The 14,841-nt window shown below is 65.1% G+C and carries 12 protein-coding genes; 8 read left to right on the forward strand and 4 right to left on the reverse strand.

The features are described from left to right. Positions 1-80: 80 nt before the first annotated feature. From M728_RS23520 to M728_RS23555, 8 genes are all read left to right on the forward strand, one after another. The gene (locus M728_RS23520) at positions 81-1,097 is read left to right on the forward strand and encodes an AraC family transcriptional regulator (RefSeq protein ID WP_034883624.1); all 1,017 of its coding nucleotides are present in this window, start codon (positions 81-83) and stop codon (positions 1,095-1,097) included. Positions 1,098-1,176: 79 nt separating this feature from the next. Next, positions 1,177-2,316, forward strand: a complete 1,140-nt coding sequence (locus M728_RS23525) for an efflux RND transporter periplasmic adaptor subunit (protein WP_026620784.1) — start codon at positions 1,177-1,179, stop codon at positions 2,314-2,316. Continuing rightward, positions 2,306-3,013 carry an ABC transporter ATP-binding protein gene (locus M728_RS23530; protein ID WP_026620785.1) on the forward strand — a complete coding sequence of 236 codons (708 nt, stop codon included), beginning with the start codon at positions 2,306-2,308 and terminating at the stop codon, positions 3,011-3,013. Before M728_RS23525 ends, M728_RS23530 begins: the two co-directional genes overlap by 11 nt. Then, on the forward strand, positions 3,013-4,155 hold the full coding sequence (locus M728_RS23535; RefSeq protein ID WP_026620786.1) for an ABC transporter permease: 1,143 nt from the start codon (positions 3,013-3,015) through the stop codon (positions 4,153-4,155). The genes M728_RS23530 and M728_RS23535 overlap by 1 nt, the downstream gene beginning before the upstream one ends. 4 nt (positions 4,156-4,159) lie before the next feature. After that, a complete protein-coding gene (locus tag M728_RS23540; RefSeq protein WP_026620787.1) occupies positions 4,160-5,365 on the forward strand; it encodes an ABC transporter permease in 1,206 nt (401 codons plus the stop codon). 82 nt (positions 5,366-5,447) lie between these two features. Next, a complete protein-coding gene (locus M728_RS23545) occupies positions 5,448-6,692 on the forward strand; it encodes an NAD(P)/FAD-dependent oxidoreductase (protein WP_026620788.1) in 1,245 nt (414 codons plus the stop codon). A gap of 109 nt (positions 6,693-6,801) precedes the next feature. Beyond that, positions 6,802-7,557: an SDR family oxidoreductase gene (locus M728_RS23550; RefSeq protein WP_026620789.1), complete on the forward strand. Its 756-nt coding sequence runs from the start codon at positions 6,802-6,804 to the stop codon at positions 7,555-7,557. A 114-nt stretch (positions 7,558-7,671) separates the two neighbouring features. Continuing rightward, positions 7,672-8,088: a DoxX family protein gene (locus M728_RS23555; RefSeq protein ID WP_026620790.1), complete on the forward strand. Its 417-nt coding sequence runs from the start codon at positions 7,672-7,674 to the stop codon at positions 8,086-8,088. Between the two features lie 177 nt (positions 8,089-8,265). Here M728_RS23555 and M728_RS23560 read toward each other — a convergent pair whose 3' ends face one another. The 4 genes from M728_RS23560 to M728_RS23575 all read right to left on the reverse strand — a co-directional run bounded on the left by M728_RS23560 (position 8,266) and on the right by M728_RS23575 (position 14,841). Continuing rightward, complete coding sequence (locus tag M728_RS23560; RefSeq protein WP_026620791.1) at positions 8,266-10,242, reverse strand: tyramine oxidase; 1,977 nt, start codon at positions 10,240-10,242, stop codon at positions 8,266-8,268. Positions 10,243-10,276: 34 nt separating this feature from the next. After that, on the reverse strand, positions 10,277-11,683 hold the full coding sequence (locus M728_RS23565) for an aldehyde dehydrogenase family protein (RefSeq protein ID WP_026620792.1): 1,407 nt from the start codon (positions 11,681-11,683) through the stop codon (positions 10,277-10,279). Positions 11,684-11,790: 107 nt separating this feature from the next. Next, positions 11,791-12,708 (reverse strand): helix-turn-helix domain-containing protein, encoded by a 918-nt coding sequence (locus M728_RS23570; RefSeq protein ID WP_026620793.1) that lies wholly within the window; start codon positions 12,706-12,708, stop codon positions 11,791-11,793. Positions 12,709-12,780: 72 nt separating this feature from the next. Further along, complete coding sequence (locus M728_RS23575) at positions 12,781-14,841, reverse strand: 3-hydroxyacyl-CoA dehydrogenase NAD-binding domain-containing protein (protein WP_026620794.1); 2,061 nt, start codon at positions 14,839-14,841, stop codon at positions 12,781-12,783.

Below are 14,841 nucleotides of genomic sequence, written 5' to 3' on the forward strand. Positions count from 1 at the left end.
ATCAAGGTCGCGGAAAATCGTAGTCTCGGCCATAGTGGTATCGACCGATTTTTCCTCCGCTCCTCTCCTCGTGCGTCTCCATGCTCTTCGTACCGCTTCCCTTCGTCGTCGCCATCCTTCTCCTTGTTCTCTTCGCCGCCGTCGCGAGGCGGGACGACGAGGCCCCGCGCAACCTGCCGTTTCTCGCGTTGATTCTGGTCAGCGTCCTGCAATCATTGCTGTCCGGGCTTCGCTGGGGCTATGGGCTGCAGGGCGTCATGTTCATCGCACCCGTCGGTGCGGCCATTGTGCCGCCGCTTGCCTATTGCGGCGTATCCCGGCTGGTGCGCACGAGCCGCCTGCCAACGCTTCTGCGCATCGGCCTGCACGGCGCGCCGGCTGTCGTCATCATACTGCTGGTGGCGCTGTGGCGGGACGCCATCGATGTGGCGCTCGTCCTGATCTTCGTCGGTTATGCCGTTGCAATCCTTCTTCTCATGCGGCCGGGGACGGACGCGCTTCGACTGGCGACCTTCGAGAACGCGGTGCCGGCCTATCGCGCAATTCTTTTCGCAGCTTTCGCCCTGCTCCTGTCAGCAGCGCTCGACACCTTCGTCTTCCTCGATTTGGCCTGGACCCAAGGCAAATATGCGTTGGTGACGATCACCGTCGGAAACCTCGCGGCGCTGATCATCCTGTCGATCGCCGGCGCGGTGGCGAGCCGTAGTCGCACGCCTCTGGAGGTCGTCGAACCGACGCCGGAGCCCGACGTGGCGGAGGACAAGGAAACGATGATCGCCGTCCAGAGGCTGATGGAAACGAGGCGTATCTATCGCGATGTGGACCTTAACCTCGATCGGCTCGCCCGTAAGGCCGGCATTCCAGCCCGGCAGATTTCGGCAGCGATCAACCGAACGACAGCCAAGAACGTCTCGCAATATGTGAACGAGTTCCGCATCGCGGAAGCATGCCGCCTGCTCGCAGAGACGGAAAAATCCGTGACGGAGATCATGTTCGAGGTGGGGTTCCAGACCAAATCCAACTTCAATCGCGAGTTTCGCCGCGTCACGGATAGGGCGCCGCTCCAATGGCGGGAAAAGAAGGCGCAGCACGCCTGAACGGTACGAAATCGCGATCGAGCACGATCTAAAACCTGTTTGAGGTCGAGTTTCCGGCGGGTCCGGCCATGCTGTCGGCATGAACACGATCACCGAACACGACCGCAAACTCGCCGAGACGCTCAAGTCGCTCTCCCTTGAGCCTCCGCCCCGGACATTTCAGTCGCCGAAGAAAAGCGCCCGGCGGCTCGTACTCGTCGTCAGCCTCCCCGTACTGGTCGCCGCATCTTGTCTTCCGGCCGTCTTCTGGCCGGAGGCGGTGGTTCGCTTCAAGACCGCGCTCCTCGGTCGACCAGACACCACGGCTGGTTCCATGGTGTCCGGCAGCGAGATAGTCGACCCGCGCGAGCAGGGAAAATCGCGAGATGGCGAGATCTCCGCGGTTCCGGGAGCGCCGCTCGCCATTGCACGCGAGGTTACCGGCTCCGGCTATGTGGTCGCGCCACGCGCCACAACGGTGTTCTCCAGATATGAGGGCAGGATTACCGACATCGCCGTCGAGGTGGGAGACCATGTCGCGGCTGGCCAAGTGCTGGTCACGCTCGATGACGCCAATGCCCGCTACGCGCTCGAGCAAGCGAAAGCCGCGAAGATTTCGGCCGATCTCGCTCTTGCGGCCAAGGATATCGCGCTCGCACAGACGCGCGCCTCGCTCGATCGCGTAGAGAGCCTCGCCGCCCGCGACGCGGCATCCAGGCAGCGGCTCGAAGACGCGCGTTCCGCCTGGGAAAGCGCGCGCAACGAGGTTGCGCAGGCACAGCAGGACATCTCGAGGGCCGAGCTGGCGATCCGCATCGCGCAGGAAGCGGTCGATGAGCTGACCGTCCGCGCCCCTTTCGCCGGCACGATCACGCGGCTCAACGCCCATATCGGCGACACCGTGCTCGCACGGGCCGACAGCGTGCGGGAAAACCAGAGCCTGCTGACGATCACCAACACCGGCAGCATGGTTATCGACGCCGATGTGGCGGAAACGAGTGTCGCAGCGCTGCGACCCGGCATTCGCGGAGAAGCGGTGCTCGACGGGTTTCCCGATCGGCCTTTCGAAATCGTGCTCACACGGCTCGCCCCCGTGGTCTCGGCGGAAAAGGGCACGATCACGCTTCGTCTCTCCCTCGTCGCCCCGCCTGATGGCATCCGGCCCAATATGGCCGCGCGCATCCGCGTCAACGTGATCGATACCGACAGCCAAACTGGAGAACGGCAAAATGACCGATAGCACCAAGGACGAACCGTATATTGCGCTGAAGAACATACGAAAGGCCTACAAGATCGGTATCGAGCCGATCCCGATCTTCTCCGGCCTCGAGCTCACCATCCCCCGCGGCGATTTCGTCGCCGTCATGGGGCCGTCCGGATCGGGAAAATCGACGCTCCTCAACATGCTTGCCGGCATAGACCTGCCGGATGCCGGCGAGTTGCGCATCGGCGGCAACCGGCTCGACCGGATGGGCGAGACCGCCCGCTCGGCATGGCGGGCGCACAACATGGGCATCGTCTTCCAGTTCTATAACCTGCTGCCGATGCTGAACGCGGCCGAGAACGTGGAACTGCCGCTCCTGCTCAAGCCTCTTTCAGCCAGAGAGCGGCGCGTTCGGGTCGGGAAGGTCCTTGATCTGGTCGGGCTCTCCGGTCGTGAAAAGCAATATCCGGCGATGATGTCGGGCGGGCAGCAGCAGCGCGTCGGCATCGCCCGCGCAATCGTCGCCGATCCCGAACTGCTGCTCTGCGACGAGCCGACCGGCGATCTCGATCGCAAGTCGGCCGATGAGATTCTCGAAATGCTGCGTTTCCTCAACCGCGAACTTGGGAAGACGATCGTCATGGTGACGCACGATCCGCAAGCCGCGCTCCATGCCCGGCGCACGCTCCACCTCGACAAAGGCAGTTTCGCTGAAGAGAAGAGGGCCGCCTGATGACCTTTTTTCAGCTTGCCCGAAAGAACACATGGCGCAAGCCGATCCGCTGCCTGCTCCTGATGGTCTGCGTTGCCGTGGCCTTCCTGATTTACGGGCTCACGGCGAGCTTCCTGAGCGGCACTCAGAGTGCCGCCGGCGCCAGCGACGACATTTTGGGGGTGATGAACGCCGCCGGGCGGGCTCAGCCCTTGCCGATGGCTCATATGGCGCGGATCGCGTCGGAGCCGGGCGTCGCTTCGGTAGCCTACATGTCGCGTCTGCGCGGCTTCGTGGACAATGAGAGGAACGTGGTCGCCGTCAGCGCGGTCGACCCGGGTTTGTTGATCGCCGTCAACGGCAGGGAGCTCGGCCTGACGCCCGAACTGATCGAGTCACTCGATAAGGCTCGCGACCAGGTGCTGGTCGGTCGCGCCCTCGCTGAGGCACAGGGCTGGTCGGTCGGCGACCGCATCAACGTCACCGCCTTTCAGGTCGCCAGGGAGGACGGCAGCCGCGACTGGCGCTTCGAGATCGCCGGCATTTTCGCAGGCGAGGACCCCAGCAGCGACACCTATTTCATGATCGCCCGCTATGACTACATCAATGCGGCACGGGCGCGCGACAGGGACACGGCGGATGCCTTCATCGTCCGTCCGCTGAGTTCGGTACCGTCGAGCGAGCTTGCTGCCCGCATCGATGCGCTGTTCGCCAATTCCGTCGCGCCGACCCGGACGCAATCGGAAAAGCAGTTCCTCGAGGCCTTCCTGCGCCAATATGCCGATGTCGGCCTGATCGTCGATCTCGTCGTAGGAGCGGCATTCGTCACCCTCCTGATGATCGTCATCAACACGATGGTCTTCGCCGTGCGCGAGCGCACCTTTGAGATCGGCATTCTGAAATCGCTGGGTTTCTCGCGCACCAGTATTCTGTCGCTTGTCCTCACTGAAACACTGTTCATCTTCGTCATAGGCGGCGGCATCGGCCTGGCGCTGGCGAAGCTCGCGACCCTCTTCGCACCCCCTACCCTCGGTCTCGTCTTCTCCCTCCCGATTCTCGTCAAGGCGGCGGCGATCATGCTTGCCCTGGGGCTCGCGACCGGCGCCCTCCCGGCCGTCAATGCCATGCGCATATCCATCACCGCCGCTTTTAAAACGAGGTAGCCCCATGTCTTCCATCATCAAACAGACGCTCGCAATGCTTCGCGCCAATCTCTTGAGCCTGCCGCGCCGCCTTCCGATTTCCCTCTCCATGACGATCTCGATTGCGCTCGTCGTTTGCGTCCTCGCCGGCTTTCTCTCCATGGCAAAAGGCTTCGAGAAGACCCTGACGGGTACCGGCTCGCCGGCGGTCGCCGTCATTCTCGGCGGCGGCACGAACCAGGAGAGCGGTTCGGACATGCCCGCCGGAGCGGTCCGTGCTCTTGAGGCGATGAATAGCGATATCGGCGTCGCGCGCGATGCGGCGGGCAACCTCGTATCCTCGCGCGAACTTGTCGTGCCCGTCGAGGTGAAGCCGAGTGAAGACGCGGGCGAGCGCACGCTGGCGTTGCGCGGCATGGAGCCCGCCGGGCTGTCACTGCGCGACGGCGTCAGGTTGTCAGCCGGACGCTTCTTCGCTCCGGGTGCGCGTGAGATCGTCGTCGGTGCGCGTCTTGCCGAGGAATTTCCCGGATTCGGTGTCGGCGACACGATCCGGCTCGGAGCGGTCGACTGGAGGGTAGCGGGGCATTTTTCCGCCAAGGGCAGCGCCTTCGAATCTGAAATCTGGACCGGTCTCGACGCGGTTCGCGCCGCCTTCGATCGCCAGGGCCAGGTGCAGAGTTTTCGGCTGCGCCTCGTCGAGCCTGCCGCCCTCAAGACCCTGCAGAATGCGCTCGGCAGGGTCACCGGCACACCGCTGGTCGCGATATCGGAAGCCGATCTCTATGCCGGGCAATCGTCGCGAACGGCCGATCTCATACGGCTTCTCGGCTGGCCGATTGCGCTTCTGATGGCCATTGGCGCGACCGCTGGGGCGCTCAACACGATGATGAGTTCGGTCTCGGACAGGACGATCGAGATCGCCACCGTCCGCGCAATTGGCTTCAACCGCCTCCCGGCCTTCGCGGCGACCTGGGCCGAAGCGACGCTACTTGCCGCAGTCGGTGCCGCCGTGGGGATCGCCGCGTCGTGGCTCGCCTTCAGCGGCTGGCAGGCGAGCACCATCGGAGCCAACAATGCCCGCATGACGTTCGAGCTTGCTGTGACGGGCGATGTTATGCTGACCGCCGGTCTCTTGGGGCTGGCAATCGGCATCGTCGGCGGTGCTCTGCCGGCAATTGCCGCCACCCGGCTTCCCCTGACGGCGGCGTTGCGCGCACGGGGGCAGTGACGATGATCCCGGATCGGCTTGCACCTCGACGCTTACCGCGCCAAGAGTGCGCGCTAGAAACCGCTTCAAGGAATCGGCACGGATGCGCAGAAAAGAGATCGCGATCATTGGCGGCGGACCCGCCGGCCTCATGGCAGCGGAAGTGCTGTCGCGCGCCGGCCATTCGGTGACGATCTATGAGGCCATGCCGACGGCGGCCCGCAAGTTCCTGCTGGCGGGGAAATCCGGCCTCAACATCACCCATGCCGAGGACTATGCGCTTTTCGCGACGCGCTTCGGCGGCGCGGCCTCCGATCGGCTGCGCCCGGCGCTCGACGCCTTCACGCCCGACGACGTGCGCGCCTGGGCGGCGGGACTCGGCATCGAAACCTTCGTCGGCTCCTCCGGCCGGGTCTTTCCGACGGCGATGAAAGCCTCGCCGCTCTTACGCGCCTGGCTGCGCCGGCTGGAGGCCGAGGGTGCGCGGCTCAACACCCGCCATCGCTGGGCGGGTTTTGCCGAGGGCGGCTATGTCTTCGATACCCCGGCGGGACGGAAGATCGTCCATTGCGATGCCGCGCTCCTGGCGCTTGGCGGCGCAAGCTGGCCGCGGCTCGGGTCGGACGCCGCCTGGGTGACGTGGCTGACGGGTAAGGGGGTAGAGGTCAACGACTTCCGCCCCGCCAATTGCGGCTTCGACGTTGCCTGGAGCGAGGCGTTCCGGGAGCGTTTCCAGGGCAAACCGCTGAAGGCCGTCACCGCCTCATCCGACGCAGGCACGTTTCCGGGCGAATTCGTCATAAGCCGTAACGGCATCGAGGGCAGCCTCGTCTTTGCCCATGCGGCGAGCCTGCGCGACCGCCTGGACCGGGATGGCAAGGCAGCACTCACGCTCGATCTCGCCCCCGGCCGGACGGCCGAGCGGCTGGCGCGCGATCTGGCGCGACAGGACCGCAAGGCGAGCTTCTCCAACCGCCTGCGCAAGGGAGCCGGGCTCGAGCCGGTAAAGGCGGCGCTCCTGCGGGACATCCTGCCGGACGCGGCCAAGGCCGATCCGCTACGGCTCGCCGCGCATATCAAGGCCTTGCCTTTGCCGGTGCTGAGGCCCCGGCCGATCGCCGAAGCGATCTCGTCGGCGGGCGGCATCCGCTTGAGCGAGATCGACGAGGGCTACATGCTGGAGCAGCTTCCCGGCCTTTTCGTCGCCGGCGAGATGCTCGACTGGGAAGCGCCGACCGGCGGCTATCTCCTGACCGCCTGCCTCGCAACCGGCCGGGCGGCAGCGCGCGGCATCGAAGCCTGGCTCGCCGCGGATCGGCCGGGTTCCGGGATGCCATTCTCGCCGTGAGACGTCCCCGCACGGGGCGTGCGGCCCCGGAATGCCTTGGCATTGAATGTCGCGGCGCGGAAAAGCTATTACAGAGCACGGCTGTGTTAAGCATATGCAAGGGGATGAAATGAGTCTGGCACTGTTCGACCTCACGGGCCGCCGCGCCCTCGTTACCGGTTCGTCGCAAGGCATCGGGTTTGCGCTCGCCCGCGGCCTCGCCGAGGCCGGCGCCGAGGTGATCCTGAACGGACGCGACGAGGCGAAGCTCGAAGCTGCGGCTGAAAAGCTCGGGGGTGTCCACACCCTCGCCTTCGACGTCACCGACCATGCCGCAACGCGGTCCGCGGTCGACCGTTTCGAGGCGGAGGTGGGCGCGATCGGCATTCTCGTCAACAATGCCGGCATGCAGCATCGCGCACCGCTCGAGGACTTTCCCGCAGACGCCTTCGAGCGGCTGATGAAGACCAACATCGCCTCCGTCTTCAATGTCGGCCAGGCGGTGGCGCGGCACATGATCCGCCGCGGCGCCGGCAAGATCATCAACATCGCCAGCGTGCAGACCGCGCTCGCCCGGCCGAGCATCGCGCCCTACACCGCCACCAAGGGCGCTGTCGGCAACCTGACCAAGGGCATGGCCACCGACTGGGCCAGATACGGGCTGCAATGCAATGCGATTGCGCCCGGCTATTTCGACACGCCCCTCAACGCGGGCCTCGTCGCCGATCCTGCCTTTTCGGCGTGGCTCGAGAAACGCACGCCGGCGGGCCGCTGGGGCAAGGTCGACGAGCTCGTCGGCGCCTGCGTCTTTCTTGCTTCCGACGCCTCGTCCTTCGTGAACGGCCACGTGCTTTATGTCGACGGCGGCATCACGGCCTCGCTCTGAGGTGCTGCCGTCTCCCCTCGCCCAATGGGCGCGTTCCTGTAGCGGGTTGCTTTATCCGGGCACTCGCCTATTTGGATGGGATGGCCTTGTAGCCTCCACCACCGGAACACCACCATGCGACAGTTGGAATTCCTCGACCGCTACAGCCCCTTCGCCCTTGCCGTGCTTCGGATCGTCACGGCCTTGATCTTCATGGAGCATGGCACGCAGAAGCTCTTCGGCTTTCCGGCGCCGCCAGAACAGGGAATGCCGCCGCTTCTTTCCATCTTCGGGATCGGCGCCGTCATGGAATTCGTCGGCGGCCTCCTGATCCTTATCGGACTTTTCACCCGTCCGGTCGCCTTCCTGCTGGCCGGCGAGATGGCCGTCGCCTACTGGATGGTCCATGCGCCGCAGAACGTCTTCCCGGTCTTGAACGGAGGCGATGCCGCAATTCTCTATTGCTTCGTCTTCCTGCTCTTCGTCTTCACGGGACCCGGTGCCTGGAGCGTTGACGGCGCGGGTGGCGCGAGTCGTGCCGCGCCGCAATGAGCGTGGCCGCCTCTTGGGCAGCCGCCTGATGCCTTTCGCCCAAAAATGCACAGCGGTTTTGGAACAACGACATGCATAAGACAAAGATGTAGAGCGCGTCGCATGCGTCCGTTGCACGCGACCCGTCTTAAGGCTGAAAGGGCGCCCGCGAGAGGCGCCCCGCAAGGTTCAGCCGCTTCAGTCGTTCCGGATGGAGAGCGCCGGATTATGAGCGAAGAAGTTGTGCGGCATGATATGCACGGTCTTCCATTCGGTCGACATGACGGGCCAGTCCTCCATGCGCGGGATGTGGTGGAAGCCTGCCGAGAACCAGGTGACGATATCCTGGCCCATTAGCGGACGATCGGCCTTCACCCACTCCGCCAGCGTGTCGCTGCCGTCGCTCTGCATCGCGTACTTGCCGCCGGCGTAGCGCTGGTCCGGATCGTAGACGGTGTTCCAGACCGAATATTCTATGTAGGCGTTGCGCTTCATCGGCGGATCGCTCGCAAAGTCGAACGGGCCGTAGGCGACGTTGCCGTGGTGGATCATCCAGCCCGGCTCGTGCCCGAGATAGCTTTCGCGGGCCGGGTTCGAGACATGGAAGTAGCGCGGTTGCGTCGATGACAGCCGGTAACGCGCCTCCATTTCCGAATGCGGCATGCTGTGTTCGACCGTCCACATCGACTTGCGCGGGCTCTTCGGGTCGACCTTGGCCGGGACGATGTCCATGGTCGAGAAATGGTTGACCGGCTGGTCGACGTCGAAGTCGATGCGGAAGTTGAAATAGTGGTCGTGATTGGCAGCAACGAGATTGGGCGCGATCAGCGTGCCATAGGCAGTATCGGCCTTCGCGGTCGGATCCTTCATCGAGGTTGAGCCAACACCCTTCACCGCATCGAGTCCGCTCGCGCCGATGTAGACGTTGATCTGGCCGTTCTGCTGCAGGCGGTAGTCGATTAGGTAATCGTAGTTGCCGACTTCCGAGGCGGTGCGCACCACAAGCTCCGTCGCTGGCCGCCCTTCGGCCGGAACCGGCTTTTCGGGCGTCTGGGCGAAGACCTCGAAGTGGCGCCAGGCCGGATCGCCGGTGCCGCGCTCGAAGATGCAGATCGCGTTCGGGATGACGAGCGGGTTGCCCTTGTCGTCCGCGATCGTCGCTGGCAGGAAGGTCGCATTGGCCGGGCAATCGATGCCGGCAGTCAGAGGACTGAGGAAGAGGCCGAAGCCATATTCTCCGCTGTCCATGTAGGTGCGCCAGTACCAGCCCTCCGTCGGGTCCATATATGGCACGAACACTTCCGAAAGATGCGCCTGGTAGATCACCGACCGCCAGGTGCCGCCGTCATTCACGTCGACATTCGAAACGACGAGGCCGGGACGCTTGTCCACTCTGAGGTTGAGCCGCCAGATATCCCATTCGAGATGGCTGCCGTTGAGCTTGTAGTTCGGGCCGCCTTCCTGGGTGAGCGCGACCTTGTTCATCTTCGGCCTGAGCGACGTGCGGGCGGCGACCTCGTCTTGCGTGTAACCCCAATTGTCCTTTGGAAGATCGATGACGCCGGTGTCGATGACCCGGATCACGCTCTTCTTGCCGATATCGTAGACGGCAAAAAGGCCCTCGATCGGTTTCGCATAGAAGTTCGATCCCTCCGGAACGCGATAGCAGGGCACCTTCATCAGCCGCGAGTTTTCATATTCTTCGGTCAGGAAATTGCCGGCCGTCAGAGGCAGGCAGAATGCCTCTTCGGGCTTCAGCCCGCGTTTGGCGAGACCGGCAATCATTTCGGGATGGCCGAGCGCGCCCTCGAGCGCATTCATGAACTCGGTGAAAAGCACCATTGGCTGGCCCTTGATGGCCGCAGTGCTCTCCACCTTGCCTTCCGTGATGTTGACGATCGCCTCCTTGAAGCCTTCCGGGCTGGTGAACTGCACCGTTGCCTTGCGGTCGAGCGCATCGCCCTCCTTCCAGGCGAGCACATCGGCCTTTGCCGGTTCCTTGAGCTCGATGAGCGGGAAGAGAGTGTCGCCGTTCACGATCTTCTCGTCCCGCAGGATCCGGTTGACCTCCTGATATTCCTCTGCCGTCAGCCCGTCGAGCGGATGAGCGAGCGCGGCCGGCACTGCCGCGCAGGCGAGCAGGGCGGACAACGTTATGCCTCTGAAATCTCTCATGTTCTCTGTTCCCTTCTTTGCTTTGTTTTTTCGATCAGGCGAAGACGACCTGAATGTCGGTGTATTCCTGCAATCCCTCCTCCGCGAACTCCACGCCAAGTCCGGAAGCCTTGATGCCGCCGAAGGGGGCGTTCGGCTGGATGGCACCATGCTTGTTGATCCAGACCGAGCCGCATTGAAGCCTTCCGGCTAGCCTTCTCGCGGCGTCGATATCCGAGCACCAGACGGACCCGCCGAGTCCGTTCGAGCTGTCGTTCGCCATGGCGATCGCGTCTTCGACATTGCCATAGGAGATCACGGGCAAGGCCGGGCCGAATTGCTCCTCGTCGACGAGCGGGTCGCCGTTCCTCAAGCCCGCGATGATGGTCGGCGGGAAGAACAGGCCCTCGCCCGGCTCGCCGCCGAGAAGCACCTTGCCCCGCCTCTTCGCATCGGCGGCGAGCGCCGAAACCTTGTCGAACTGCATACGGTTCTGGATCGGGCCGAGCACGGTGTTCTCGTCCATACCGTCGCCGACCTGGATATTTCTGGCAAAGGCCACCAGCGCCTCGCAGACCGCATCATGGACCGATTCATGCACATAAAGGCGCTTCATCGCCGCGCATGTCTGGCCATTATTGATGAAGGCGCCCCAGAACAGGCGCTCGGCGATCCCTTGCGGATCGACGTCGGGCAGGACGATGCCGGCATCGTTGCCACCCATCTCCAGCGTCAGCCGCTTCATCGTCGGCGCCGCCGATTGCATGATCTTCTGCCCGGTCGCGCAGGAGCCGGTGAAGACGATCTTCTGAATATCCGGATGTGCCGACATCGCCGCGCCGATGTTGAAGGCCCGGTCGTCGCCGGTCACAACATTCACGACGCCCGGCGGCAGAACCTCGTTGATGATCTCGACGAGCCGCAGCGTGGAAAGAGGCGTATGCGGCGAGGGTTTGATCACCACCGTGTTGCCGGTCCGCAGTGCCGGCATGATGTGCCAGATCGCGATCATCACCGGGAAGTTCCAGGGCGTGATCGAGCCGACGACGCCCAACGGCCTGCGATGCAGTTCCACACGGCCCTGCTCGTTGTCCTGAAGGAGCTTCACCGGCAGCGATAGGCCGGTCGTGTAGCCGGCCCATGCGACGGCGCCGCCGATCTCCCAGCGCGATCCGAGGCCGTTCAGCGGCTTTCCCTGCTCCAGCGTGACGACCCGCGCGAGCTCCTCGGCGTGTTCTTCGATCTTGGCGGTCACCGCGGCGCAGGCGGCCTGCAGCGCCTCGTCGGCCCTGGAAGACCAATCCGGAAACGCCGCCCTCGCGGCCGCGACGGCGGCATCGAGCTCGGCCGCGCCCATGTTCGGCGCGCGCCCAGCTTCGCCGCCGGTCGCCGGATTGAGGACGGCAAAGCTCGCCCCGCCGGTGACCGGCTTATCGTTTATGGTCGCGAAATGCTGCATCATGGTCCTTCTCCTCCCTCTTGTTTCCGACGGAACCGTCGGAGGCAGAGAGTAGAACCGCGACGCAATTCGCGCTTGGACGGGAACGTCCCTTCGATTGGACAAATCCGTCAGTGCCGGGCAACCGCGCCCGGCGTGGTCCCGTAGCGCTTGCGGAACTCGCGATAGAAATAGGAGAGATCGTTGAACCCCGAGCCGTAGGCGATCCCCGCCACCCCTTCCCGCGCCTGTTCCGGCGGGCGGGCGGAAAGCCGCGCGTGCGCCAGTTCAAGACGGCGGTTGAGGAGCCGATGTCCGGGCGTCTCGCCGAGGACCTTGAAATGCCGCTGCAGCACGCGCTCCGACACGTTGAGCCGCGAGGCGAGCTCGCCTGGCCCAAAGGTCGGATCCTCGCGGTGGCGGTCGACCAGGGTGAGGGCACGCGAAAGGAGGGTTTCGGAAGCGCGCGCCGAGCTCCGGCCCGCCTGCAGATAGGCGCCCATCAGGCACAGGAAGGCTTCGCGAAGCTGGACCTGAACATCGGGACCCGTCAACATCTTCGTCAGCACCGCCCGCATGGCGATCCAGAGCGGGTCTTGCCGGTCGACCGCCACACCGCCCGTGCAAGCATCTCCAAACCGGTGCAGCATCTCGTCCCGCGGCATGTGGACCGAGACCTGGTTCGAGCGCCGGCCGCCATAGACGAAGGCAGAGGGTTCGATGGAATCGACGAGGAACATGTCTGCGGGCGCGAGCACGACCGAACGGCCTCCCTGCTCCACCCGGCAATGGCCTTCGTCCTGGACGAGCAGGTAGAGATGCTCGCCCGGGTCCTGCCGGATCGATCGGGCGCTGCGCTGCACGTGGCGCGCATCGAGCGCCACGACCGCAGCATCGAAATATTCCATGCGGCGCAGAGCGACGTCGCCGGCGACCAGGCCACTGCCCCGCATCGGCTCCAGATCGAAGGCGCCGCAAACCTTGCGGATCTCGCTTTCAAGGATTTCGACGGGTGACGTTCTGTATACCGGGATAGTGAGCGCCTGCATCCTCCCCTCCGTCTGCGACGCGTTGCTACATCATCAGCTACATTCCATGTCGACCCGCCCGCTGCAGCCGCCTTAGCCACTGGCACCGGAAAACCGGCCTCGCGCGGCAGCCTGGAGCAAGAGGTCGCAAGGCGGATCGGCGAGACCCTCGCTCGCAAGCGCGCTGAGCATGGCCACGACCTTATCAAGACCGTAAGCTTCAGCATAGTGCATTGGCCCGCCGCGCCAGCGCGGGAAGCCGTAGCCGTGGATCTTCACGAGGTCGATATCGGGGGCCCTGAGCGCGGTGCCGTCCGCAAGGATGCGCGCGCCCTCGTTGACCATCGGCCAGAGGATGCAGTCGGCGATCGACGCCTCGTCCCAATTGCGCCGCGGCCAGCCCTTCGCCTCCTCGGCAATGATGGCCGCGACGGTTTCTGAAGTCCGCGGCGTGCGGTCGCCGGGCTCGTAGTCATACCAGCCGCCGCCGCTCTTCTGTCCGAAGCGCTCGATCGCGCAGAGACGATCGGCGATCGGCGCGAAGGGCGTCTCGCCGCGCGCGCGGGCGGCCCCGCGCTGGAACGCAGCGATGTCGAGCCCGCCGAGATCCTGCGCCTCGAACGGCCCCATCGGCATGCCGAAGGCGCGCATGGCGGCATCGACGGCCGTGGGCGTGGCGCCGGAAAGCAGCAACCGTTCGGCTTGCGCCCGCGTCACCTTGAGGATGCGATTGCCGATGAAGCCGTCCGAGATGCCGGAGCGCACCGGGATCTTGTTCAGCAGCCGCGCCAGTGCGAAACCGGTCGCCAGCGCCTCCGGTGCCGTCGCCTGCGTCGGCACGATTTCGAGCAGCTTCATCACATGCGCCGGGCTGAAGAAATGAAGGCCCAGGAAGCGTTCCGGGTGACTGATGCCTCCCGCGATCCGCTCGGGATCGAGATAGGACGTGTTCGTCGCCAGCACCGCATCGTCGCGGCAGGCGCCGGCAAGCCGTTGAAAGACGTCCCGTTTCACGTCCAGATCTTCAAATACGGCCTCGATGACCAGATCGACATCGGCGAGCGCGGCATAATCCGTCGTGCCGAAGGCGCCCGCCATCCGTTCGGCGGCAGCATCGGCAGAGATGCGGCCGCGCTTCACCGCGCCGTCGAAGATCGCGCTGAGATTGGCAAGCCCTCGTTCGACTGCCGCGTCGTCGCGTTCGACAAGGATCACCGGAAGACCGGCATCGCGCAGCGTTGCGGCAATGCCGGCGCCCATGGTGCCGCCACCGATCACCGCTGCTGAACGGATCGCACGCGGCGTGACACCGGCAAGCTCCGGCGGACGCGTCGCCGCCCGTTCGGCGAAGAACACATGGCCCAGTGCTGCAGCCTGCGCCGAGCCGCGCAGCGCAAGGAAGGTCTCGCGCTCGAAGGCGATCGCCGTTTGGAAATCCGCTTCCGCCGCGCGACGCACACAGGCGAGCGCCTTCAGCGGCGCCTCTTCCCGTTTCGCATGGGCGGCAACCGTCTTTGCCGCCGCTTCCCAGAAGCCGTCCGCCGCTGCGGCGACGGGACGATCGCAAAGCGCGGCCGGCAGCGGCCGGCCGAGCGCCGCGCGCGCGAAATCGATGGCGCCGGCGACGAGGTCGCCCTCGATCACCGCGTCGATCAGTCCCGTCTCCATCGCCTTTCGCGCGCCAAGCGGCGTCCCCGTCGTGACCATGTCGACGGCCGTCTCCACACCCGCAAGACGCGGCAGCCGGACCGTTCCGCCGGCGCCCGGGACGAGGCCGAGGCGAACCTCCGGCAGGCCGACGCTCGCCGAGGGCACCGCGACGCGAAACCGGCAGCCGAGCGCCACCTCGAAGCCGCCGCCGAGCGCGCTGCCGTGGATCGCGGCGACCCAGGGCTTCTCCGCCCGTTCGATCCGCCCGACGAGGTCGGGCAGGTGCGGCGGCATCGGCGGCTTGCCGAATTCGCTGACATCGGCGCCGGCGATGAAGGTGCGCCCGGCACAGGCAAGCACTACCGCCGTCACCGATGGGTCGGCGTCGAGCCGCTCGGCCGCTTCGAAGAGGCCCTGGCGGAGCGCCTGCGACAACGCATTGACGGGCGGGTTATCGACGGTGACGACGGCGATCTCGCCTTGGTGTTCGATGCTGACGGTCAT

The sequence above is a fragment of the Ensifer sp. WSM1721 genome, from assembly GCF_000513895.2.
In the GTDB taxonomy this organism is placed as follows: domain Bacteria; phylum Pseudomonadota; class Alphaproteobacteria; order Rhizobiales; family Rhizobiaceae; genus Sinorhizobium.

What these genes read in the sequence shown, in the direction of transcription:
- M728_RS23575 (WP_026620794.1), bottom strand. Translation starts at nt 14,841, where the DNA reads ATGACCGTCAGCATCGAACACCAAGGCGAGATCGCCGTCGTCACCGTC.
- M728_RS23570 (WP_026620793.1), bottom strand. Translation starts at nt 12,708, where the DNA reads ATGCAGGCGCTCACTATCCCGGTATACAGAACGTCACCCGTCGAAATC.
- M728_RS23535 (WP_026620786.1), top strand. Translation starts at nt 3,013, where the DNA reads ATGACCTTTTTTCAGCTTGCCCGAAAGAACACATGGCGCAAGCCGATC.
- M728_RS23520 (WP_034883624.1), top strand. Translation starts at nt 81, where the DNA reads ATGCTCTTCGTACCGCTTCCCTTCGTCGTCGCCATCCTTCTCCTTGTT.
- M728_RS23550 (WP_026620789.1), top strand. Translation starts at nt 6,802, where the DNA reads ATGAGTCTGGCACTGTTCGACCTCACGGGCCGCCGCGCCCTCGTTACC.
- M728_RS23545 (WP_026620788.1), top strand. Translation starts at nt 5,448, where the DNA reads ATGCGCAGAAAAGAGATCGCGATCATTGGCGGCGGACCCGCCGGCCTC.
- M728_RS23540 (WP_026620787.1), top strand. Translation starts at nt 4,160, where the DNA reads ATGTCTTCCATCATCAAACAGACGCTCGCAATGCTTCGCGCCAATCTC.
- M728_RS23530 (WP_026620785.1), top strand. Translation starts at nt 2,306, where the DNA reads ATGACCGATAGCACCAAGGACGAACCGTATATTGCGCTGAAGAACATA.
- M728_RS23560 (WP_026620791.1), bottom strand. Translation starts at nt 10,242, where the DNA reads ATGAGAGATTTCAGAGGCATAACGTTGTCCGCCCTGCTCGCCTGCGCG.
- M728_RS23525 (WP_026620784.1), top strand. Translation starts at nt 1,177, where the DNA reads ATGAACACGATCACCGAACACGACCGCAAACTCGCCGAGACGCTCAAG.
- M728_RS23565 (WP_026620792.1), bottom strand. Translation starts at nt 11,683, where the DNA reads ATGATGCAGCATTTCGCGACCATAAACGATAAGCCGGTCACCGGCGGG.
- M728_RS23555 (WP_026620790.1), top strand. Translation starts at nt 7,672, where the DNA reads ATGCGACAGTTGGAATTCCTCGACCGCTACAGCCCCTTCGCCCTTGCC.